Below are 23,637 nucleotides of genomic sequence, written 5' to 3' on the forward strand. Positions count from 1 at the left end.
GTCACCACCGACGCGCCGGGCACCCTGGCGATCGATGGCGGCCTGGTCGACACCACCGGCATCCAGTCGTACGGCGAACGCGCCGTGCTGGGCGCGGACACGCAGCTCACGGGAGCCACCGTCACGCTGTCAGGCGGCGCGGACTCCATCGCCGGCGCCAACCGCACCCTGCTGATCACCGGCAACGCCGTGCTGGGCAGCGCCGTCGGCGCCAACCGCGCGCTGGGCGCGCTGTCGGTCACCGGCGCCACGCGCCTGGCCGGCAACGTCACCACGACCGGCGCGCAGTCCTATACCGGCAACGCCACGCTGGGCAACAGCGTGACGCTGACGACCCTCGACAGCGACGTCACGTTCTCGGGCGCCGTGGGCGCCGACCGCCTGGCCCGCGACCTGACGGTCAATGCGGGCCTGGGCGACGTGTCCTTCGCCCAGGACATCGGCGCCAGCACGCATGGCGACGACCTGGGCACCGTGCAGGTCAACAGCGGCGGCGCCACCACGTTCGGCGGCAGCGTCTACGCGGCCTCGGTCGCCACCGATGCGCCGGGCAGGCTGGCCATCGACGGCGCCACCATCGTCACCTCGGGCAACCAGTCGTACGGCGAACGCGCCGTGCTGGGCCGCGATGTGACGCTCAAGGGCGCCACCGTCACGCTGTCCGACGGCGTCGACTCGGGCGCGGCCACGCCGGCCGCGCTGCTGATCGCCGGCAACGCCGTCATCGACGGCGACGTCGGCGCCGTGCACGAGCTCGCTACGCTGTACATCACCGGCACCGCCGCGCTGAACGGCGAACGCATCGTCACGGCCGGCGACCAGACCTACCAGGGCGCCGTCACGCTGGGCAACGCCGTCGCGATTAACACGACGGACGGCGCGGTCACCTTCCTCGACACCGTCGCCAGCAAGTCCGGCCTGCAGGCCGGCCTGGCGATCGACGCGGGCGAAGGCAACGTGCACTTCTGGAAGGACGCGGGCGACGCCACCACGGGCCGCCTGGGCGCGGTCACGGTGAACAGCGCCGGCGACACCATCCTGCAGGGCAAGGTGTACGCGGCCTCGGTCACCACCGATGCGCCGGGCACGCTGGCCATCGACGGCGGCCTGGTCGACACCACCGGCGCGCAGTCGTACGGCGAACGCGCCGTGATCGGCAACAACGCCAATCTGAAGGGCACCCTGGTCACGCTGGGCGGCGGCGCGGATGCGCGCGTGCCGGGCTCGACCACCCTGCTGATCACCGGCGCGGCCGACATCCGGGGCGCCATCGGCGCGACCGGCGCGCTGGGTTCGCTCACCATCACCGGCGATGCCGCGCTGCGCGGCGGTTCGGTCAGGACGTCGGGCGCGCAGGCCTACCAGGGCCTCGTCACGCTGGATGGCGCGCACGTGTTCAGCACCACGGCCAACGGCAACGTCACGTTCTCGGGCAAGGTGCTCGGTGCGTCCGCCGGCGCGCCGAACCTGACGGTCAATGCCGGCAGCGGCAACGTCCGCTTCGCGCAGGACATCGGCGACGACGGCCTGCAGAACGTGGGCGCGGTGGCCGTCAACAGCGGCGGCGCCACCAAGTTCGCGGGCAAGGTGTACGCGGCCTCGGTCACCACCGACGCCCCGGGCACGCTGGCCATCGACGGCGGCCTGGTCAAGACCAGCGGCGCGCAATCGTACGGCGAACGCGCCGTGCTGGGCGCCGATACGGCGCTGAGCGGCTCGGCCATCACCCTGGCCCAGGGCGTGGACGGCGCCACCGCGGGCGGCCAGGCGCTGGCCGTCACCGCAACCGCCACGCAGATCAACGGCGCGGTGGGCGCCAACCGCGCCCTCGCGTCGCTGACCATCACCGGCAACGCCCAACTGGGCGCCGGCACGATCGCCACCACGGGCGCGCAGTCGTACGACGGCATCGTCACGCTGACCAAGGCGCTGACCGTCAACTCGGGCAACGGCGCCGTGACCTTCGGCGGCGCGCTGCTCAGCAAGCTCGACGCCGGCCATGGCCTGACGGTCAACGCGGGCAGCGGCAACGTGCGCTTCGCGGACGCGGTCGGCTTCGACGACGAAGACGGCACGGCGTCCCGCCTGGGCGCGCTGGCCGTCAACAGCAGCGGCGCCACCACTTTCGGCAAGGCCGTCTACGCGGCGTCGGTCATGACCAACGCCGGCGGCACGCTGGCCATCGACGGCGGCCTGGTGGACACCACCGGCACGCAGTCGTATGGCGAACGCGCCGTGCTGGGCGGGGACACCCAGCTCAAGGGCACCACGGTGACCCTGGCCGGCGCGGACGGCAACCACGCGCTGACGATCGCCGGCAACGGCGTGATCAACGGCGCGGTGGGCGCCAACACCGCCCTGGCCTCGCTGTCGGTCACCGGCACCACGCGCCTGGCCGGCAACGTCACCACGGTCGGCACGCAGCAATACGCCGGCAACGTCACGCTGGGCAACACGGTGGCGCTGACGACCACCAATGCGGCGATCACGTTCTCCACCCCGGTCCTCAGCGTGGCCAACGGCGGCCACGGCCTGTCGGTCACCACGGGCAGCGGCGACGTCGGCTTCGCCGGCGCGCTGGGCAACTCGACCACCGGTCGCCTGGGCGCCGTGACGGTCAACAGCAGCGGCGCCACCACCTTCGGCGGCGGCGTCTACGCGGCGTCGGTCACCACCGACGCGCCGGGCACGCTGGCCATCAACGGCCTGCGCGTCGACACGACGGGCGCCCAGTCCTACGGTGAACGCGCCGTGCTGGGCGGCAACACCACGCTGGTGGGCACGCTCGTGTCCCTGGCCCAGGGCGCCGACGCCGCCGCGCCGGGCGCCGCTGCGCCGGGCGCGGCGGCGCTGACCATCACGGGCAACGCCGACATCGGCGGCGCCGTGGGCGCGACCAACGCCCTGGCCTTCCTGACGGTCAGCGGCACGACCCGCCTGGCGGACGACGTCACCACCGTCGGCCAGCAGCGCTACAACGGCAACGTCACCCTGGGTGACTCGGTCACGCTGCAGACCTCGGACGCGGCCGTCGGTTTCGGCGGCACGGTCGCCAGCGCCGCCGACGGCGGCCACGCCCTGACCGTCACGGCGGGCGGCGGCGACGTCATGTTCGAGCAAGCGGTGGGCAACGCCACCACCGGCCGCCTGGGCGCGCTGGTCATCAACAGCGGCGGCGCCACCTCGCTGGGCGGCGCGGTGTACGCCGCCTCGGTCAGCACGGACGCCCCGGGCTCGCTGAGCATCTCGGGCGGCCGGGTCGACACGACCGGCACGCAGTCGTACGGCGAGCTGGCCTACCTGGGCGCCAACACCACGCTGAAGGGCTCGTCCGTCACGCTGGCCGCCGGCGCGACCGGCATGACGGCCGGCGGGCAATCGCTGACCGTCGACGGCGACGCCATCCTCGGCGGCCGTATCGGCGCGCCCTTCCAGCTGGCCTCGTTGAATGTCACCGGCACTACCGCCCTGGACACCGACACCATCGCCACCACCGGCGGCCAGACCTACAACGGCGCGCTCACGCTGGGCCAGGACGTGGTTCTGACCACGGACGGCGGCGACGTGCGCTTCGGCGGCAAGGTCGAAGGCGCGCACACGCTGGACATCCGCGCCAAGACCGGCGACGTCGCGTTCGATGAGACCATCGGCGCCTCCGCGGCGATCGGCGAGCTGTACGTCGACACCACCGGCGCCACGACCTTTTCGAAGGCGGTGCGCGCCGGGTCGCTGACGAAGACCGGCGCGGGCAGCGTGGCCATCGACGGCGGCCGCATCGAGGCCGCCACGCAATCGTACGCAGGCCACGTCACGCTGGGCCAGGACACCGTGCTGAACGGCAGCGAGGTCTCGCTGATGGCGGGCGCGGACGGCGGGCATGCGCTGGACATTCAGGGCAGCGCATACCTGGGCGGCGCATTCGGCGCGGCGCAGAAGCTGGCCAGCCTGAACGTGTCCGGCGCCACCACGCTGTACGAAGGCAGCATCGCCACCACGGGCAACCAGTCGTATGGCGGCTCGGTCCACCTGGAGGGCGCGCAGGCGCTCACCACGCAGGGCGGCGACGTCCTGATCGACGGCGCGCTCAGCGGCCACCACGACCTGAGCATCGCCACGCAGGACGGCGACGTCACCCTCGCCTTCGGCGCGGGCGACACGCTGACGGGCCTGGGCGACCTGGTGATCGACAGCGCCGGCGCCACCGGCATCCACGGTCCGGTCTACGCGGACTCGGTCCGCACGCAAGGCCAGGGCACCGTCCTGCTGGGCGGCCCGGTCACCACCGTGGGCACGCAGCACTACGACAGCCTGGTGCAGGTGGACGGCCAGACCACCCTGCAGGGCACGCAGGTCGCCCTGCTGGGCGGAGCCGACGGCGCAGGCGCCATCGACGTCGTGGGCGATGCCGTCTTTGCCGGCGCGTTCGGCGCCAACCAGGCGCTGGCCGGCCTGTCCGTCACGGGCGCCGCCACCTTCAACGGCGGCAGCATCGCCACCACGGGTGATCAGTCGTACGGCGGCGCCGTCACGCTGGCGGCCGCGCAGGCACTGTCCAGCCAGACCGGCAACATCGGCTTCGACAGCACGGTCGACGGCACGGCGGACTTCTCGGTGCAGGCGGGCGGCGACATCGCCTTCGCCGGCGCCGTGGGCGCCGCGAACCGCCTGGGCGCGCTGGTCATCGATGCCAACGGCGCCACCCGCTTCGACGGCGCGGTGCGCGCGGCCTCGGTCATCACCAGCGAGGCCGGCAGCCTGGCCATCAACGGCGGCTTGGTCGACACTACCGGCACCCAGGTCTGGGGCGAGCGCGCCGTGCTGGGCGCCGACACGGTGCTGAGCGGCGCCACGGTGACCCTGCTGTCCGGCGTGGACGCCACCGAGGCAGGCCAGCAAGGCCTGCGCATCGCCGGCAACGCCGACATCCACGGCAACGTGGGCGCGGTGGCCGCGCTGCGCGAGCTGATCGTCGATGGCGCGACCGCCATGGACGCGGGCTCGGTCAGCACGACCGGCAACCAGGCCTACGCCGGCGCGGTCAGCCTGTCCGGCGCGCGCGACCTGGCCAGCGGCAACGGCTCCGTCGTGCTGGGCAGCACGCTGGACGGCGCGGGCAACAGCCTGTCGGTCAGCGCGGGCGGCGACATCCTGGTCAACGGCGATGCCGCCAACCTGGGCGTGCTCACCCTGCGCGCCGTGAACACCATCGTGTTCAACGGCGACGTCAGCGCCTACCGCGTGCAGCAGCTGGAAGCCCGCTCGGCCACCTACCGCGGCGCGCTGACGGCGGACGACGGCATCGACCTGGCGGGCGGCAGCATCGCCTTCGGCGGCGACGTGCAGGCCCGCAACGGGGCGATCGATATCGCCAGCAACGACCCCGCCGGCACGGTCGGCTTCAGCCAGAACGCCACGGTGCGCGCCGCCACCGGCTTCACGCAGACGGGCGGCGCCACGCTGCTGCTGCCGGCCCAGCTGCTGGTGTCGCAGGGCCCCGTCAGGCTGGGCGCCGTCGCCTACATCCAGGGCGCCAGCGCCACCATCGAAACCCGCGGCGACATCACCGCCACGGGCATCCACGGCCCGCTGGCCACGCTGAACCTGAACCCGGGCCTCACCGGCAACCTGAGCATCGGCCTGAACGACGCGGACCCGAGCCACAAGCTCGACGTCGCCGTGCTGTCGGTGCCCGTCGCCGGCTCGGCCCAGATCTACGGCACCCTGGCCACCAAGACCGGCGCCTTCGCCGCCTCGCTGGTCACCAGCCCCCTGGTCGGCTCCCCGTTCTTCCTGAACGGCGCCGTCTGGGGCCCGACCGATACGGTCAACCGCGTGGCGGCCATCACCGCGCCGCGCTGGATCGCGCCGTCCAAGCCGTCGGCCGATTCGCTGTTCCGTGGTACGGTGACGCCTGATGCCTACGGTCCGGACGTGCTGAACGCATATGCCGACCCGAAGGTCCTCACGGTGACCTTCGCCGACACCACTACGTGGCAACTGCCTTCCGGCGACGCCAACGTGCTGACCATCCCCTCGGGCGACGGTTCGGCGCGGCAGGCCCCGGCAGGCGCTTCGCAACAACCGGCCATCGACGGCACGCAATCGTCCGACGACGAAAGCAAGCAGAACGATGCCCAACGCACCCTCTGACACCCAGAAATGACTTCGACTTCGCTCCCCCTGTTCTACGTCCAACCCCGTCCGCTGGCCGCCGGCGTGCACGCCAACCTGTCGCTGGCCGGCAATACGGGCTTCGCCTACGCCGCCAAGACCAACGCGGTGCCGCTGGTGGCCACCGAGCTGCCGACGGCGTGCCGCCACTTCCCCATCGTCTTCACCGACGGCGACCAACCCACCCCGGTGGCGGTGCTGGGCGTGCGCGGCCAGGAGAACCTGTTCGTCGACGGCGACGGCCAGTGGCGCGCGGGCACGTACATCCCCGCCTACATCCGCCGCTATCCCTTCATCTTCATGGAGAACGAGGATCGCAGCCAGTTCACGCTGTGCGTGGACGAGAAGGCCGCCTCGGTGGTCGAAGGCCGCGACAACCCGTTCTTCGACGAAGCCGGCGAGCCCACGGCCCTGTCGCGCAGCGCCCTGGACTTCTGCCGCGACTACCAGAACCAGCACGCCTACACGATGGAGTTCGCCCGCGCCCTGGCCGAGGCAGACCTGCTGGTCGAGAACCGCGCCGACATCACCCTGCCCGACGGCCAGCGCCTGGCGATGTCCGGCTTCAAGGTGATCGACGAAGCCAAGTTCAACAAGCTGTCGGACGAAGAGTTCCTGCGCTGGCGCGCCAACGGCTGGCTGCCGCTGGTCTACTGCCACCTGCTGTCGATCAACACCTGGCCCGCCCTGATCAACCAGGTGCAGCCGTCGGCCCCGGCCGCCGACGGCGCCGCCGAGGCGTGATCCTTGCGGCCAGCGGGACCGGCCGCCGCGCCAGCCGGCGCGCTGGCCGCCGCACATCGCCACCCATGCCGGCCGGGCCACCGCACAGGCCCCGGCCCGGCACTGCGGCATCGCCGCAACAGCCGCCCTCGCCGCGCTCCGCCCGGAGCTGGGCTTGAGAGTAAAATCTGCGGCGCAATTTTCCAGCACCGACACCTAGAATCCGATGCGGGCGTTGCCTGGGGGAAGCCATCCGGCCGCGCGGACGCCTGTCCGCGGCCTACCCTCGATTCTGGATCGTTATGTCACGGCAGTTGCTTGCCCTGGTGCTCGGGCCCTTGCTCGGGCTGTTCATCGTTTGCATCGGCAACGGGTTCATCTCCTCGCTGACCACGCTGCGGCTGGACGCCGCCGGCGTGTCGGCCACCGTCATCGGCATGGTGTCGGCCTCGTACTTCATCGGCCTGTCGCTGGGCGCGGTCTTCAATGACCGCCTCATCGTGCGCATCGGCCACATCCGCGCCTACAGCAGCTTCGCCTCGCTGATCGCCGTCACCGTGCTGCTGCAGGGCCTGTACCTGGACGCCACGGCATGGTTCATCCTGCGCCTGGTGTGCGGCTGGGCCATCGTGGGCGTGTACCTGGTCGTGGAAAGCTGGCTGCTGCTGGCGGGCGACCAGAAGCTGCGCGGCCGCCTGCTGGCGGTCTACATGATCGTGCTGTACGGCTCGGGCATGCTGGGCCAGCTGAAACTGGGCACCATCGACGGCTGGGGCGACACCGCCCCCTTCATGGTCGCCGGCATGCTGGCCTCGCTATCGGTCATGCCCATGGTCATCATCCCGCGCGTGTCGCCGCTGGTCGAACGCGTCGAGCCCCTGTCGCCGCGCCACCTGCTGCGCACCTCGCCCACCGGCGTGGTCGGCTGCTTCGGCTCGGGCATCGCCATCGCGGCCGTGTACACGCTGCTGCCGCTGTACCTGCAGCGCATCGGCATGAGCGTCGAGCAGGTCGGCCAGATGATGGCCAGCACCATCCTGGGCGCGATGGTGCTGCAATATCCCGTGGGCCGCTGGTCCGACCACCGCGACCGCCGCACCGTGCTGATCGCGCTGGGCGCGTTCTGCCTGGCGCTGTCGGTGGCCATCCTGGCGCTGCCGCCTTCGCCCACGCTGCTGCTGGTGCTACTGTTCCTGCTGGGCGGCGGCATCTTCGCGGTCTATCCGGTGGCGGTCAGCCACGCGGCCGACCGCGCGCCGGCCGAGGAACTGGTGCGCATGATCCAGGGCCTGCTGCTGATCAACTCCATCGGTTCGGCGCTCAGCCCGCTGGCCATCTCGTGGATCATGGAGCAGGTGGGCGCAAGCGGCCTGTTCCTGTCCTTCGCCGTGCTCAACCTGGCGCTGGTGGCGTCCTTCATGCGCCAGCGCAACAAGTACGCGCCGCCCGCGCCAGTGGCGCCATTCGCCTCGGCCGCGCAGATGACGCCGGTGGGCGTCGAGCTGCGCGTCACCGAGGACATGGTGCAGAACTCGCTGGAGCAGGAGCGCGCGCAGGCGTCGGCGTAGCGGCCACGGCGGGCGCCTGCCAGGGGGGCATTTGCATCGATCAGGGCGCCACCGCCGCCAGCGGCACCGGCGGCCCGATCACCGGCGTGTTCAGCGGCGCGGCCGCGCCGATCGCGATCGTGATCGAGTTGGCGCCCGGATTGAGGTCCGGATTCGGATTCTGCTTCCAGTTATTCATCAGCCACAGGTTGCCCGAGCGGTCGATCTGGCCGCCGGTGATGCGCTCCAGGGCATCGCTGGTGTAGCCGGTGGGCGGCGAGATCGGGTCGCCCACCTTCAGGCCCGCCGGGCATTTGCTCGCGTCGGCGCCGCAGAAGCGGCTGACGCCAGTCAGCGCCGTGGTCGGCGTGGCACTCACGCCGTCCGGGCCGAAATTGAACGCCCACACCGTGTCGTTGCCATCCACCGAGATGCCCCACGGCACGGTCAGCCCGCCGCCCGTGAAGGGCGAACCGGGCCAGGGTTCGCGCGTCGCGCCGTTGAACAGCGAAACCGAAGGATTGTCCGCCGGTCCGACCGCGGAGCGGTCCGGGCACGGCGAGTCCAGCCAGTCCGAGTTGGCGACCCAGATGTTGCCCTTGCTGTCCGCCGCGTTGCCGATGGGCTTGCTGATCAGCGGGCGCAGCGGGTCGCCGTCGGCATTGCTCAGCCGCTTGACGATGGTGCCGTCCGGGGCGATCACCACCAGGCCATTGCCCTTGTTGGTCGTCACCCAGACGTTGCCGTCCAGGCCCACCACCGCACCGAAGGGCTTCAGCTTGGGCAGTTCGCCCGGCGCCAGCGGCCCCAGCGGAATGTTGACGGCCCGCGACGGATCGCCGTCGGGATACTTGGTGACGGAGTCGTTGCCGCAGTTGGCCAACCAGATGTTGCCCGAGCGGTCGGCCACCGTGCCCTGCGGCCACGACAGATTGCCGGCGGTGAACCCGATGTCCGGCGAGATCGGCGTGCCGTTCGGACGGAACGCCGACACGCTGTTGTGCCGCGCCTCCTGCGGCGTGCCGATGCACGGCGGGTCCTCGAAGCCGAAGTTGCCGGTCCAGACGTTGCCCAGCAGGTCCAGCGTGATGCCGAAGCCGGCGCCGCTCAGGCCGCCGCCGAAATAGGGCGAGCCGTCGACCACCTTGCCCGCCGGCGAGAACTTCAGCAGGCGCAGGCCCGCGCACGTCGACTGGCCCGGATACTGCGGCTCGTAGTTGTCGTTGGCCCAGGCATAGCCCTGCGCGTCGAACGCGATGTTGCCCACGCCGTTGACGAAGTCGGTGGGGCTCTGGTCGCTGAATTCGCCGCCCGTCACCTTCAGGAACAGCAGCCAGTTGGTGGGCCGCGCCGGCAGGCCGATGCCGCGTGTGGGCGATTTCTGCGACAGCTGGAACAAGGGGTCCGCCGCCGCGGACGGATAGTCGGGATACGCCGGGTTCTTCACGATGTTGGACAGCGCCTGCAGCACGTTGGCCGCGGGCGCGCCGCCCGGCGGGGTCGCCGCCGCGAACAGCGCCGCGCAGTTGGGCTGCGCGGCCGCGCACGAGGCCACCACGTTGGCCAGCGTATTGAAGGTCGCCAGCGTCGACGTGGCCGACCCATTGGGCGCCATGGCAAGCGCGCGGCCCACCTCGCCCGACACCGGGTCCGCCAGGTTGGCGGCCATCTGCGCGGCATTGCGCATGCCGACCGCATCGCCCGCGATGCCTGACGCGCCAATGAACTGCGCATACGCGTTACCCGTGGCGACGGTGGTGCGCTCGTTCACCATCACGCTGCCGTCGACCTTGCCCTCGTCGCTGCCGACGACGCTGGCCAGCATGGCCTGTCCCGAGGTCGCCTGCACGAACAGCAGCGGCTGCTGGCTGCGCTGGGCATCGGTCATCTTGTACGAGATGGAGAAATCGCCGTCGCCGCGGCTGGTGCCCGAGCCCAGCGGCACCCACGCGCCGGCGTCGCCCGAGAAGCTGCCGTACAGGCTGACGCGGTAATCCGCCTGGCCCACCGACCCGGCCTGCACGCGGCCCGACAGCTTCATGCTCGACCCGTCGTCGTCCGAACACGCCCCCAGCGCCAATGCCAGGCCTGTCGACATGGCGACGGCCCCCAGAATCCGTTCCCGACGCCCAAGCCGGCCGTGCAATTGCCTCTTCATGCTCCCGCCCCTTTTTGATCGGAAAGCCGTACCGGCTTTCTTCGAACCGATTGATCTGACGAACCTAGGCGCCCCGCTGGTCGAACGCGAACGCGAACGCGCACCGCGCGCGGCCCGGCAGCTCCTCAGCCCAGGTCCGCGCAGAACCCGGCAAAAATAGGCGAAACCCGCTAGGCGCTCCAGGTTTTTTCGACGAAAGGGCCGGAATCGTCGACGAAACTCGATGACGGGAATGCTGCTGGCCCAAGGGGCACACTCGGCCTTTTTGATTGAATTGGTGGATCGTCCTCCAGCCACGACTCACGTAGCTTGATCGGAACATGGTCAAATAATCGGTTTCGCCCCGCGCCGCGTATTCATGCGCGTGTACGCCGAACGCTCACGCGGGGTCGCACATGGACTCGAACTCCACCGACTGAATGCCCAAGACCGATACCTCCGGCCACACTCCCATGATGCAGCAGTACCTCGCCCTGAAAGCCGAGGCGGGACCCATGCTGCTGTTCTACCGCATGGGCGACTTCTACGAGATGTTCTATGAAGACGCCGAGCGCGCCGCGCGCCTGATCAACGTCACGCTGACCAAGCGCGGCGCGTCCAACGGCTCGCCCATTCCCATGGCCGGCGTGCCCGTGCACGCCATGGAGTCGTACCTGGCGAAACTGGTGGCCCTGGGCGAGTCGGTGGCGATCTGCGAACAGATCGGCGATCCGGGCGCCGCCAAGGGGCCGATGGAACGGCGCATCGTGCGCATCGTCACGCCCGGCACGCTGACCGACGATGCGCTGCTGCCCGCCAAGGCCGACCGCGCGCTGGCCGCGCTGTGGGCCAGCGGCAAGGCGCGCGACCCGCGCGTGGGCCTGGCCTGGCTGAACCTGGCCAGCGGCGAATTCCGCGTCACCGAATGCGCGCCCGCGCAGCTCGAATCCGAACTGGCGCGCATCGCGCCGGCAGAACTGATCTGTCCCGACGGCGCCGACCCCGCCGTGGCCTTCGACGGCGCGCTGTCGCGTGTACCCGACTGGCATTTCGAGCGCGACGGCGCACGCGCGCACCTGCTGGCGCACTTCAAGACCGATTCGCTGGGCGGCTTCGACATCGAGGACATGCCCGCCGCCATCTGCGCCGCCGGCGCCCTGCTGCGCTATGCCGCGCGCACGCAGTCGCAGGCGCTGGCCCACGTGCAGCAGATCACCGCCGAGCGCCCCGGCCAGTACGTGGTGCTGGACCCCGTCACGCGCCGCAACCTGGAACTGACGCAGACGCTGGCCGGCGAGGACTCTCCCACGCTGTTCTCGCTGCTGGACGGCTGCCGCACGCCCATGGGCAGCCGCCTGCTGCGCCGCTGGCTGCACCATCCGCTGCGCGACAACGCGCCAGCGCTGGCCCGCCAGCAGGCCATCACCGCGCTGCTGGGCGCGCGCCTGCACCCCGAGCAGGCGTTCGGCGCCGACGAGTTGCTGGACAGCCTGCGCCAGGCGCTGCACCCGTTTCCCGACATGGAGCGCATCGCCTCGCGCGTGGCGCTGCGCTCGGTGCGTTCGCGCGAACTGGCCAGCCTGCGCGACGCGCTGGCGGCCCTGCCCGCGCTGCACGCCCTGCTGGGTCAGTTGCAGCCGGGCACCCCGCGCCTGCAGGAACTGACCGGCCTGCTGGCCCCCGATCCGCGACTGGCCGAGCTGCTGCAGCGGGCCATCGCCGCCGAGCCGGCGGTGCAGATCCGCGATGGCGGCGTCATCGCGCCGGGCTACGACGCGGAACTGGACGAGCTGCGCGGCCTGGCCACCGACGGCGGCGATTTCCTGATGCAGCTGGAAGCGCGCGAACGCGAGCGCACCGGCATCGGCAACCTGCGCGTCGAGTTCAACCGCGTGCACGGCTTCTACATCGAGGTCACGCGCGGCCAGGCCGACAAGGTGCCCGACGACTACCGCCGCCGCCAGACCCTGAAGAATGCCGAGCGCTACATCACGCCCGAACTGAAGACCTGGGAAGACCGCGTGCTGTCCGCCCAGGACCGTTCGCTGGCGCGCGAGAAATGGCTGTTCGAGCAGTTGCTGGACGCCCTGGCGGCGCACGTGATGCCGCTGTCCTGGTGCGCGGTGGCGCTGGCCGAACTGGACACGCTGGCCGCCCTCGCCGAGCACGCCCGCCGCCACGGCTGGGTGGCGCCCGAACTGAGCGACGACGCCGAGATCGAGATCGAGGCCGGCCGCCATCCCGTGGTCGAGCGCGCCATCGAGCGCTTCACGCCCAACGGCTGCCGTCTCGACGCCATGCGCCGCATGCTGCTGATCACCGGCCCCAACATGGGCGGTAAGTCGACCTACATGCGGCAGACCGCGCTGATCGCGCTGCTGGCGCGCACCGGCAGCTTCGTGCCCGCGGCGCGCGCGCGCATCGGCGCCATCGACCGCATCTTCACCCGCATCGGCGCGGCCGACGACCTGGCCGGCGGACGCTCCACCTTCATGATGGAGATGACCGAGGCCGCGGCCATCCTGTCGGCCAGCACGCCGCACAGCCTGGTGCTGATGGACGAGATCGGCCGCGGCACGTCCACCTACGACGGCCTGGCGCTGGCCTGGGCCATCGCCTGCCGGCTGCTGTCGCACAATCGCGCGCTGACCCTGTTCGCCACGCACTATTTCGAGCTGACGCGCCTGCCGGCCGAGCAGCCCACCGCCGCCAACGTGCACCTGGCCGCCGCCGAATCGGCGGGCGGCATCGTGTTCCTGCACGAAGTGCGCGACGGCCCCGCCAGCCGCAGCTACGGCATCCAGGTCGCGCAGCGCGCCGGGGTGCCGGCCGCCGTCATCCGCCAGGCCTCCCGCGAACTGGAACGCCTGGAGGCCCAGGGCGCGCCCACGCCTCAGCTGGGCCTGTTCGCCGCGGCCATCGACGCCGACGCGCAAGCCCAGGCCCGTTCCGACCAGCAGCACGCCGACGACGCGCTGGACGCCCTGCGCGACGCGCTGGCCGGCATCGACCCCGACACCCTGACCCCGCGCGAAGCGCTGGACGCCCTGTACCGATTGAAGACCCACCTGTCATGAAACGAACGCCCTCTCCCAAGACCGCGCGGCCGCTGCCGGACGGCGGCCCGGCGCCGCTGCCCCCCGCCCCCGACCGGCCCAGCACGCTGCTGGGAGGCCTCACGCCCGAGGCCTTCATGCGCCGCCACTGGCAGCGCAAACCCTTGCTGATCCGCCAGGCCATACCCGGTTTCAAGCCGCCCGTGTCCGCGGCCGATCTCAAGCGCATGGCGCGCCGCGACGACGTCGAATCGCGCCTGATCTGGCGCGAGGAAGGCCAGTGGCAGATGGAGAACGGCCCGTTCGCCCGCCTGCCCAGGCCCGCCGAGCCCGACTGGACCCTGCTGGTGCAGAGCGTGGACCTGCACGACGATGCCGCCAGCGCGCTGCTGCAGCGGTTCCGCTTCGTGCCCGACGCGCGGCTGGACGACATCATGATCAGCCTGGCCTCCACCGGCGGCGGCGTGGGTCCGCACTACGACAGCTACGACGTGTTCCTGCTGCAGGCCAGCGGCCGGCGCCGCTGGCGCTACGGCCGCCAGCGCGACCTGTCGCTGGAACCCGGCCTGCCGCTGAAGATCCTCAGCCAGTTCGAGCCCGAGGAGGAATACGTACTCGAGCCCGGCGACATGCTCTATCTGCCGCCCCAGGCCGCGCACGACGGCGTGGCGCTGGACGACGACTGCATGACGATCTCGATCGGCTTTCGCGCGCCCACCCTGGCCACGCTGGTGCGCGGCCTGCTGGAAGCCGCCGGCGACCAGGCCCTGGCGCGCCTGGGCCAGCCCAGCGGCCCCTATGGCGAGCCGCCGCTGCCGGGCCCGGCGCCCGCCGGCCTGTACCGCGATCCCGGCCAGCCCGCCACCGCCACGCCGGCCGCGCTGCCCGACGCCCTGCTGCAGGCCACGCTGGACACCCTGGACAAGCTGCGCTTCGACGAAGCCCTGGCCGCGCGCTTCCTGGGCTGCTGGCTGACCGAGCCAAACAGCGTCAGCGTGTTCGACGGCCCCGGCGAGGACGCTCCCGACCTGGCGCAGGACTGGCCCCGGGACGGCCGCCTGGCGCTCGACCGCCGCACCCGCATGCTGTATCGCGGCCGGCAGCTGTTCATCAACGGCGAGACGGCCCCCGTGGCCCCGTCGCCCGCGCTGCGCGCGCTGGCCGATGCGCGGGAACTGCGCTGCGACGATCCGCTGTGCCGCAAGCTGGACGAGGCCTCGCGCGAGCTGCTGACCCAATGGCTGGACGACGGCTGGCTGCACTACCGTCCGGCCTAGGGCCCGCCCCGCCTTGGCGGGGATACAACAGGGGACGGCCTTGCGGGGCCGCTCTCGTATCATCCGGACACGTACTCGTGTCCGCATTCCACAGAACGCTAGCGACTCTGAAAGCCTGGTGACATTTCCACATCCAATACACGGACACGCAAGATTTGTTGCGATTGGGATGCCACCGCTTTAATTTCCACACGGCCGCGTCTGACGGATTCCTGTAGCCTGGGTCATGGTTTCCCCTAGGGGTCCATATATCTCAATCAAAGAGGAGTTCGACATGATGATGCGCAAATCGCTGATTCTCGCCGCCATGGTTGCTGCCGTTTCGCTGAGCGCTTGCAAGAAGAGCGAAGAAGCTCCGCCGGCCGGTGGCACCACCACCCCGTCCACCAGCAGCCCGGCTCCGTCGACCCCGGCGCCCGCCACGCCCGCACCCGCGACGCCCGCTCCCAGCGGCGGCACCGGCGGTACCGGTGGCTCGGGCGGCTCGACGACGCCTTCGTCGTAATCGTCCTCCCGTCCTGCTGGCCAAGCGCACGCAGGACAGGTTCCAGGCAGTCCGGATCGACAACGCGCAATAGAGTCACCGCGACCCCCACCGCCGATCCTGCCTGGATCCCTCCCCGCCCATCTCGCGATCAGCCCGCGTGTCCTGCGACACGCGGGCTGATCATTTGTGGGGGCGGCATGGCGTGGAACGGTAGCGTCGCGCCGGGACTTCGTCCCAGAAACGTGAGACAGAACACTGAACGGACTTGCAATTTCGTATCTTAAGCGCGCGCGCGCCCAGGCGGCAAAGCCAGGCAAGATAAGCATCACGATCCGGCTGGATGCCGACGTCGTCGATGCGGCCAAGGCGCAGGCGGAACAGCAGGGAATGGGCTATCAGACCGTCATCAATGACGTCTTGCGCAGAGCCCTCGCGGGCGGTGCTGCGCCGCTCACGGAAGATGCTTTACGGCGCATCCTGCGGGAAGAATCGCATCACGCCTGATCAGGCGCCACCACGCTTGTCCTGATCACACGACAAACGTGCCCCCAAGCAAAAAGCCGGTGTACACGAACGTGTACACCGGCTTTCCAGTGCCCGTCGAGGCGTGGCCCCGACACGCCGCGCCAGCCCCGCCAAGGCGAGTACCGGCACGGCAGTGCGTTTACATCATCTTGTCGCGCAGCACGCTCAGCATGCGCTGGGCGGTGGTGCCGGTGTCGCGCGCGCCGTTGGCGTCCAGCACCGTGATCTGCGTCTGCGATCCGGTGGTGCTCAGGTGGATGCGGTACTGAGGCGCGGTGGCGGGCTTGCCGCCGAACATGCGGCTGAAGAAGTTGGGATCCTCGCGCTTGGCGCCCGTATCCGTGTCCAGGTAGCGCACGTAGTAGTCGCCCGCGCTGCGATCGCGGTCGTCCACCGTGAAGCCGCCCGAATCCAGCGCCACGCCGACACGGCGCCACGAACGCTCGAACGGCTCGTCCACGACCAGCAAGGCGCCTTGCGCGCGCACTTCCTGCTGCACCGCGACCTGCTGCGGACGGGCTTCGGCCTGCTGCAGCAACTGGCGGGCACGATCGGTGTCGGTGCCCAGGTAGACCATCAGGCGCGCCAGCATGGCGGCGTTCAGGCCCGGGTCTTCCTTGCCGTGCTGCCATTCGACCTGGCCCTGGTCGGAGCCATAGCGCTTCTCCAGCATCTGCTGGTGGCTGATGTAGATCTCGGTATGGCCGTTGACGCGTTCGACGCGTGTGCGGAATTTCTCGCGCTCGCCGCTATCGAAAGCCATGTCGATGACCGAACCCAAGGCCTGGCGCAGCCAGCTCTCGGGGATCTTGGCGCGGTTCTCGGCCCAGTTGGTCTCGATCAGGCCGGCTTGCGGGCTGTTCTGGTTGACCGAGAAACCAGTGTCCGTCCAGAAGTCGACCACCTTGGGAAACACTTCCTCGGGCGGACGGTCGACCACCAGCCAGCGCACGTTGCCGTCCCGCTCGACGCGCATGTCGGTGCGCGCGGGCAGGACGTTCGAGTTCTGCTGGGTGGCGGCGGCCTGCTGCTGGGCCTGGCCCTGCTGCTGGTATTGCGAATACGTGGCGGGCGCGCCGGCCGGCGCGCGATAGCGCGGATCGGACGCGGCCTGGGTCAGGTCGGGCGGGATGCTCAGGGGCTGCCCGCGCTGCGTGCTCTTGTAGTCGATCGCTTCATCGGTGCCCAGCACCTGATTGACCTCGCTGCAGCCCGACAGCAGGGTCAAGACCATCAATGCCAACAAGCCGGCATGACGTTTGTTCATACAAGTCCTCACGTATTAAAGCAGGCCGACTTCCTGGAGAGCCTGGCGCACGGTGGCATGGTGCGCGTCTCCCAGTTCGACCAGCGGCAGGCGATAGCCCAGTTCGGTACGGCCCATCTGGGCAAGCGCCCATTTGACCGGGATGGGATTGGCTTCGACGAACAAAGCTCTGTTCAGACGGGCCAGGCGCGCATTAAGTTCACGCGTGCGCGGCACGTCGCCGGCAAGCGCGGCGGCACAGAGCTGCGCCATGAGACGGGGCGCCACGTTGGCGGTGACCGAGATGTTGCCGCGGCCGCCCAGCAGGATCAGGGCGGCGGCCGTGGGATCGTCGCCGCTGAAGACCTGGAAGGTGTCCGGCACTTCGCGCAGCAGCAGCGCGCCGCGGGCGATGTCGCCGGTGGCGTCCTTGATGCCGACGATGCCCGGAACCTGCGCCAGGCGCAGCACGGTATCGAGGCTCATGTCGGCCACGGTGCGGCCCGGCACGTTGTACAGCACCGTGGGCAGCTCGACCGCTTCGGCGATGGCGCGGAAGTGGCGGTAGATGCCCTCCTGCGTGGGCTTGTTGTAGTACGGGACCACGGACAGGCCGGCATGCGCGCCCACCGCCAGCGCGTGGCGCGCCAGGTGGATGGCCTCGTCGGTGGAGTTGGCGCCGACGCCGGCGATGACCGGGATGCGGTTCGCCGCATGTTCGACGGCCACGCGGATGAGTTCGGCGTGCTCGTCCATGGAAACGGTGGGCGATTCGCCGGTGGTGCCGACCACGACCAGCGCGTCGGTGCCTTCGGCGACGTGCCAATCGATCAGCGCGCGGTAGGCGTCGTAATCGAGACTGCCGTCGGGCCGCATGGGGGTGACCAGTGCGACCATGCTGCCCTGGAAGACGGGATCCGCAGCGCGAGCAGTAGAGACCATTCGGGGTAACTCCGCATCCGGGAACGCGTCGTTCCCGGCGTAATCACCAGGGATACGTCCCCCCCGGCTTGACCATGACCATTGGCGTACGGCGCGGCGGGCGCATGCCGCGCCCCGCTGCCCGTTCCACCGCGTGGTCGAACCACCCTGCACGCACTTACGGCGCCCAGGCTGACCGATTAAACGGAAGAGTTTACCGGATATTGTCCGGGGCGGATATCCGCCCTCTTCCCATGGGAAACAGGCAGTTAGAGGAACCAGGTGACGACCGTGCGGCCCAGCGCCAGCAGCGGTCCCAGCACCACCCACAGCGAGCCGGTGGCCAGCAGCACCAGCACGATGACCAGGCCGTAGGGCTCGAGCCGGCCGTACTGGTACGCGGCCCGGTGCGGCAGCAGGCTGTAGACGATGCGACCGCCGTCCAGCGGCGGCACGGGCAGCAGGTTCAGCGCCATCAGCGCCAGGTTGACGTTGACGCCGGCCATGGCCATCTCGAACCAGAAGCCCTCCTGCGTGCCGCTTTCCAGGTAGCCGCGCAGCGCGAAGGTCCACAGCAGCGCCATGACCATGTTGGCCGCCGGGCCGGCCAGCGCCACCCACAGCATGTCTTTCTTGGGCCGGCGCAGGCGCCCGAAATCGACCGGTACGGGCTTGGCCCAGCCGAACAGCAGCCCGGCCCCGCCCATCAGCTTGGAGGTCAGCAGGATCAGCGCCGGCACCAGCAGCGTGCCGATGGGATCGATGTGGCGAGCGGGGTTCAGGCTGACGCGCCCGGCCTGGTAGGCCGTGGGATCGCCGAACATGCGCGCCACGTAGCCGTGGGCGGCTTCGTGCAGGGTGATGGCGAAGATCACCGGGATGGCATAGACCGCGATGGTCTGGATGATGTCGTTCATGGCGAGCGCGATTGTAGTGCGCGGCAAAGGCAGGCCCGTGACGGCAGCGCCCCGTCGTCGGCGGATGAAGGAAGCGGGCCGGGCGCGGCGCGGCCCGTCAAGCGGCCAGCCCCAGCGTGGTTGGATCGCCCAGCCCGCGCCGCACGATCTCGGGCGCGTCGCCGGTCAGGTCGACCACGGTGGTGGGCGCCTGCGCGCAGGCGCCGGCATCGACCACCGCGGCCAGCTCGTGCGCGTAGCGGGCGGCGATGTCCTCGGGGTCGTTCAGCGCGTCTTCCTCGCCGCGCGGGATCAGGGTGGTGGACAGCAGCGGCTCGCCGGCTTCGGCCAGCAGCGCATGCACCACCTTGTGATCGGGCACGCGGATGCCGATGGTCTTGCGCGACGGATGCGACACCCGTCGCGGCACTTCGCGCGTGGCCTCGAGAATGAAGGTCCAGGGGCCCGGCGTGGCGGCCTTCAGCAGCCGGTACTGGCGATTGTCGACGCGCGCCACCTGGCCGATCTCGGCCAGGTCGCCGCACAGCAGCGTCAGGTGATGCCGCTCGTCCAGGCCGCGCAGGCGCCGCAGCGCGTCGGCGGCCGCCTTGTCGTCCAGGCGGGCGACCAGCGCATAGCTGGAATCGGTGGGCACGGCCAGCAGGCCGCCGTCGCGCAACCACTGCACCGCCTGCTTGATCAGGCGAGGCTGCGGGTTGTCGGGATGGATGGAAAGAAGCAGGGCCATGCGATTATCCTAACATCGCCAGGGGGCGATTCCGCCCGGAGATACATCATGCGCATGGACGATTCGCGGGAAAGCAGCAATATCGAGGACCGCCGTGGCGGCGGGGGCGGAGGCTTCCGGCCGGGACGCGGCAGCATCGGCATCGGCACCATCGTGCTGGCGCTGGTGGCGGCCTATTTCGGGGTCGATCCCGCCGTGGTGCTGGAAATGGCCGAGGGGCCGTCCGTGCAGCAGCCGCGCCAGGCGCCGGCCAACGACCCGCAGACCAAATTCGTGGCGCGCGTGCTGGGCGAGACGGAAGACACCTGGAGCGCCATCTTCCAGCAGCAGGCCGGCCGGCAATACCGGCCGCCCACGCTGGTGCTGTTCCGCGGCGCCACGCCGACCGCCTGCGGCACGGGCCAGGCCGCCATGGGACCGTTCTACTGTCCCGCCGACAGCAAGGTCTACCTGGACACCGGGTTCTTCGAAGAGATGTCGCGCAAGCTGGGCGCGCCCGGCGATTTCGCGCAGGCCTACGTCATCGCGCACGAGGTCGGCCACCACGTGCAGCACCTGCTGGGCACGGCCGACCAGGTGGCGCAACTGCGCCAGCGCAATCCGGCGCAGGCCAATGCCCTGTCGGTGCGGATGGAGCTGCAGGCGGACTGCTATGCCGGCCTGTGGGCGCGCAACGCGGACCAGGCCAGGAACATCCTGGAAGACGGCGACATCGAGGAAGGCCTGAATGCCGCCAGCGCCATCGGCGATGACACGCTGCAGCGCCGCAGCCAGGGCTACGTGGTGCCGGATGCGTTCACGCACGGCAGCTCGGCGCAGCGGGTGCGCTGGTTCAAGCGGGGTTACGACAGCGGGGAACTGCGGCAGTGCGACACGTTCGGGGCGTCGCGCCTGTAGAAGGGCCGGAGCCGGCGGGTGCAGCCGGCCCAATGTGGCCGGCAGGGTTATCGGGCGGGCGGCGCAGCCGCTAGGACTGCACGCCCATCAGCCCGTCGACGATGTGCTGCCCGTGGCATACGGCCGCATGCACCGCCTCGCGCGGGCTATAGACGAAACCGCCGCTGTCGAAGCAAGGCACGGGATATTCGTGCCCGGGATCCTGCACCGCGCTGGCCGGAACCACCATGACCGTCGCGGTGAAAATCGGACCGCTGGGCACGTCGGCCTGTGCGGCAAGGGGACCTCTGACGACCTTGGCCGTCAGGCGATAACCCTTGTAAATCAAATTGTTCTGGTTCACTCGGACGTCCTCTCTGATGCCGAGCATACCGCGCAATGACCGTCATGGATGTGCGAATGTCGCGGTGCCGCTACAGGGACGGAGCAGTATTTTCCCTGTAGGGCCGCCGAAACAAATCAGTGTTTTCCGCCGCCGGACTTGTCCAGGTCCTGGGCCTGGCGACGGGTGTCCTCGCCCTTGAACCCGCCGTAGCTGCTCTGCCCCGGATCGGCGCTGCGGCTGCGTATCTGCTCGTCCTGGCCCTTCTGGTGGGCGCCGCTGCCGGGCTGCGGACGATGCGTCGAATCGGCTTGCTTGCTGGGATCGTTCTTCATTGAAAGTCCTCCGGATTGAGAGCGTTCGTAGCCAGCAATGCGCATGCCTGAGAAAAAAGAAACCGTGCTGCAGGCCCTCTTCTGTTGCGAAGCGGCAACAAAATAGTTGAACGATAATGGTTCGCAATACAATCCAGCCGGCTCGCAGCCCTGCGTCGCCTCGCCGCCAGGGCGTTCCATGCACCCTTTTCCCTCGCACCTGCCGTATTCGTCCACCATGTCCCTGCCCCTATTGCGCGGCGCGCTCGCCGGCGTCGTCCTGCTTCCCCCTGCCCTGGCCATCGCCCAATCGACGGCGCCCATCGCCGAATTGCCCGCGGTGCAGATCACCGGCGCCGGGGAATCCGACACCTACAACCCGGTCACGCCGCCGCGCGTCGGCAAGTCCTCCGTGCCGTTGTCGGAAACTCCGCAGTCCATCACCGTCGTGCCGCGCGCGGTGCTCGACAGCCAGCAGGCGCAGACCCTGGCCGACGCCCTGCACAACGTGCCTGGCGTGGTCAGCAACCAGTTCGGCCGGCGCGGCTGGGACGACCTGATCATCCGCGGCCAGGTCGCCTCGGACTCGCTGTACCTGGACGGCCTGCGCACCGCGGCGTCGAACCGCGTGGCCGAGCAACTGTACGGACTGGAACAGGTGGAGGTGCTGAAAGGCCCCGCCTCGATGCTGTACGGCCTGGTGCTGCCGGGCGGCCTGGTCAACATGGTCAGCAAGCGGCCGACGGCCGAGACGTTCGGCAATGCGGACGTCACCGTCGGCAGCCATGACTTGTACCAGGCCACGGTGGACATGGGCACGCCGCTGTCGGACAGCGGCCGGGCCGCGTTCCGCCTGAACGCGCTGACGATGAACTCGCACGACGCCACCGATCACGTGTGGTTCAAGAACCGTTGGATCGCGCCTTCGCTGTCGCTGGACCTGGGCTCGCGCACCGACTTCACCCTCCTGGCCAGCTACCAGGAGCGGCGCTACATCCGCCAGCAGGGCCTGCCGCTGGCGGGTTCGGTGCAGCCCAATCCGCTGGGCGAGATCCCGCGCCACCGCTTCATCGGCGAGCCCGACCAGGATCCCTATCGCGGCTTCCAGACGCGCGTGGGCTATGCGCTGACCCACCGCTTCGACAACGGCTGGACGCTGAACCAGAACCTGCGCTGGCAGCAGTTCTCGCTGACGGGCCAACTGGTGGCAAACGGGGCGCTGACCGGCAACCGGACCCTGCGCCGCACCGTCACCGACCAGGTCTGGGACGGCGACACCTTCACCGTCGACACGAACGCGCAGCGGACCTTCGACACCGGCCTGGGCCGCCACACCGTCACGGTGGGCACGGACTATCTGCGCACGCGCGAGAACGCGCTGTCCTACAACTGCACCGTGGGCACGCTGGACGTCTACCAACCCGTCTACGGCTCGACGATCCGTTGCCCCGCCAATCCGCGCACCGACAGCGCCACCACGGTGCGCGCGGTCGGCGTCTACGTGCGCGACCAGATCCGCCTCGGCGACCGCTGGCAGGTGGTGGGCGGCCTGCGCCGCGACGACACGGCCACGTACTCGACGAACCGCCTGAACGATGCGCGCGGCGACAACCCCGCCAGCGCCACCACCGGGTCGGCCGCGGTGATGTATGAGCTGTTCGACGGCGTGCGCCCGTACGTCAGCTATGCCTCGTCTTTCTATCCCAACAGCGGCGTCGACGTGAACGGCAGCGTCTTCGATCCCGAGAAGGGGTCGCAGTGGGAAGCCGGCGTCAAGATCGACCTGGACGGCGGCGCCACCGCGCTGACCATCGCGGCCTTCGACCTGCGCCGCCGCAACGTGCTGCAGTCCGACCCCTTCAACGACGGCTTCAGCATCGCCGTGGGCGAGCAACGCACGCGCGGCGGCGAGATCGGCCTGGTCTCCGACCTGGGCAACGGCCTGAGCCTGATGGGCGGCTACGCCTACACGGCGGCGGTGATCACCGACGATGGCGGACAGGCGGCGTCGACCGAAGGCGACTGGCTGAACAACGTGCCGCGCCACAGCTTCAACGTTACCGCGCGCTTCCGGCCGCGCGGGCAGGCGCTGGGCTGGGAGTTCACGGGCGGCCTGCGCGGCGAAAGCACCCGTCACGCCTACGGCTACCTGATCCCCGGCTACGTCGTGGCCGATGCCGGCGTGGCCTACAACGCCGAGCACTGGCGCGCCGCGCTGACGGTGCGCAACCTGTTCGACAAGGACTACTACGCGGGCGGCCTGGCCCAGGCGGTCGCCCTGGGCGATGGCCGCACCGCCATGATGACGCTGGGATACCGGTACTGAACGCAGCGGCGGGGGGCCGGGCGGCTCCGGCGGCTTCTTCGCGC

At 70.2% G+C, this 23,637-nt stretch carries 16 protein-coding genes; 9 read left to right on the forward strand and 7 right to left on the reverse strand.

Annotation, left to right across the window (positions count from 1 at the left end):
* The 3 genes from FS845_RS26555 to FS845_RS16895 form a co-directional block, all read left to right on the forward strand.
* Window positions 1–6,150 (forward strand): beta strand repeat-containing protein (locus FS845_RS26555; protein WP_186332316.1); only part of this gene is annotated, 6,150 nt, incomplete at its 5' end.
* Between the two features lie 9 nt (window positions 6,151–6,159).
* Window positions 6,160–6,915, forward strand: a complete 756-nt coding sequence (locus FS845_RS16890) for a SapC family protein (protein WP_144637409.1) — start codon at window positions 6,160–6,162, stop codon at window positions 6,913–6,915.
* 281 nt (window positions 6,916–7,196) lie between these two features.
* The gene (locus tag FS845_RS16895; RefSeq protein WP_144637411.1) at window positions 7,197–8,462 is read left to right on the forward strand and encodes an MFS transporter; all 1,266 of its coding nucleotides are present in this window, start codon (window positions 7,197–7,199) and stop codon (window positions 8,460–8,462) included.
* 40 nt (window positions 8,463–8,502) lie between these two features.
* Here the strand turns inward: FS845_RS16895 and FS845_RS16900 are convergent, their stop codons facing one another.
* Entirely contained in the window at window positions 8,503–10,539 is a 2,037-nt protein-coding gene (locus FS845_RS16900; protein ID WP_144637414.1) for a hypothetical protein, read from the reverse strand.
* Between the two features lie 479 nt (window positions 10,540–11,018).
* On the opposite strand from FS845_RS16900, the gene mutS reads away from it, so the two are divergent.
* The 4 genes from mutS (at window position 11,019) to FS845_RS16920 (ending at window position 15,902) form a co-directional block, all read left to right on the forward strand.
* Window positions 11,019–13,655, forward strand: coding sequence for a DNA mismatch repair protein MutS (gene mutS / locus FS845_RS16905; RefSeq protein WP_409929307.1), 2,637 nt, complete (start codon window positions 11,019–11,021; stop codon window positions 13,653–13,655).
* 116 nt (window positions 13,656–13,771) lie between these two features.
* Window positions 13,772–14,911 (forward strand): cupin domain-containing protein, encoded by a 1,140-nt coding sequence (locus FS845_RS16910; RefSeq protein WP_260986343.1) that lies wholly within the window; start codon window positions 13,772–13,774, stop codon window positions 14,909–14,911.
* Between the two features lie 274 nt (window positions 14,912–15,185).
* On the forward strand, window positions 15,186–15,416 hold the full coding sequence (locus FS845_RS16915) for a hypothetical protein (protein ID WP_260986319.1): 231 nt from the start codon (window positions 15,186–15,188) through the stop codon (window positions 15,414–15,416).
* 252 nt (window positions 15,417–15,668) lie between these two features.
* On the forward strand, window positions 15,669–15,902 hold the full coding sequence (locus FS845_RS16920; protein ID WP_260986344.1) for a BrnA antitoxin family protein: 234 nt from the start codon (window positions 15,669–15,671) through the stop codon (window positions 15,900–15,902).
* 160 nt (window positions 15,903–16,062) lie between these two features.
* Here FS845_RS16920 and bamC read toward each other — a convergent pair whose 3' ends face one another.
* From bamC to FS845_RS16940, 4 genes are all read right to left on the reverse strand, one after another.
* Window positions 16,063–17,190: an outer membrane protein assembly factor BamC gene (gene bamC, locus FS845_RS16925; RefSeq protein ID WP_144637418.1), complete on the reverse strand. Its 1,128-nt coding sequence runs from the start codon at window positions 17,188–17,190 to the stop codon at window positions 16,063–16,065.
* Between the two features lie 15 nt (window positions 17,191–17,205).
* A complete protein-coding gene (dapA, locus tag FS845_RS16930) occupies window positions 17,206–18,111 on the reverse strand; it encodes a 4-hydroxy-tetrahydrodipicolinate synthase (RefSeq protein ID WP_144637420.1) in 906 nt (301 codons plus the stop codon).
* Window positions 18,112–18,359: 248 nt separating this feature from the next.
* Window positions 18,360–19,007, reverse strand: coding sequence for a site-2 protease family protein (locus FS845_RS16935; protein ID WP_144637422.1), 648 nt, complete (start codon window positions 19,005–19,007; stop codon window positions 18,360–18,362).
* 97 nt (window positions 19,008–19,104) lie between these two features.
* A complete protein-coding gene (locus FS845_RS16940; protein WP_144637424.1) occupies window positions 19,105–19,734 on the reverse strand; it encodes an L-threonylcarbamoyladenylate synthase in 630 nt (209 codons plus the stop codon).
* A gap of 48 nt (window positions 19,735–19,782) precedes the next feature.
* Here FS845_RS16940 and FS845_RS16945 point away from each other — a divergent pair, with 48 nt between their 5' ends.
* On the forward strand, window positions 19,783–20,631 hold the full coding sequence (locus FS845_RS16945) for a neutral zinc metallopeptidase (RefSeq protein ID WP_186332317.1): 849 nt from the start codon (window positions 19,783–19,785) through the stop codon (window positions 20,629–20,631).
* Window positions 20,632–20,701: 70 nt separating this feature from the next.
* On the opposite strand, the gene FS845_RS16950 is transcribed toward FS845_RS16945, so the two are convergent.
* Complete coding sequence (locus tag FS845_RS16950; RefSeq protein WP_144637426.1) at window positions 20,702–20,974, reverse strand: hypothetical protein; 273 nt, start codon at window positions 20,972–20,974, stop codon at window positions 20,702–20,704.
* A gap of 116 nt (window positions 20,975–21,090) precedes the next feature.
* Window positions 21,091–21,288: a hypothetical protein gene (locus tag FS845_RS16955; protein WP_144637428.1), complete on the reverse strand. Its 198-nt coding sequence runs from the start codon at window positions 21,286–21,288 to the stop codon at window positions 21,091–21,093.
* 217 nt (window positions 21,289–21,505) lie between these two features.
* Between FS845_RS16955 and FS845_RS16960 the strand changes: the two genes are divergently transcribed.
* The gene (locus tag FS845_RS16960; RefSeq protein ID WP_144638015.1) at window positions 21,506–23,593 is read left to right on the forward strand and encodes a TonB-dependent siderophore receptor; all 2,088 of its coding nucleotides are present in this window, start codon (window positions 21,506–21,508) and stop codon (window positions 23,591–23,593) included.
* The last annotated feature ends 44 nt before the right edge of the window (window positions 23,594–23,637 follow it).

It is taken from the genome of Bordetella genomosp. 13 (genome assembly GCF_007679965.1).
GTDB lineage: Bacteria > Pseudomonadota > Gammaproteobacteria > Burkholderiales > Burkholderiaceae_B > Bordetella.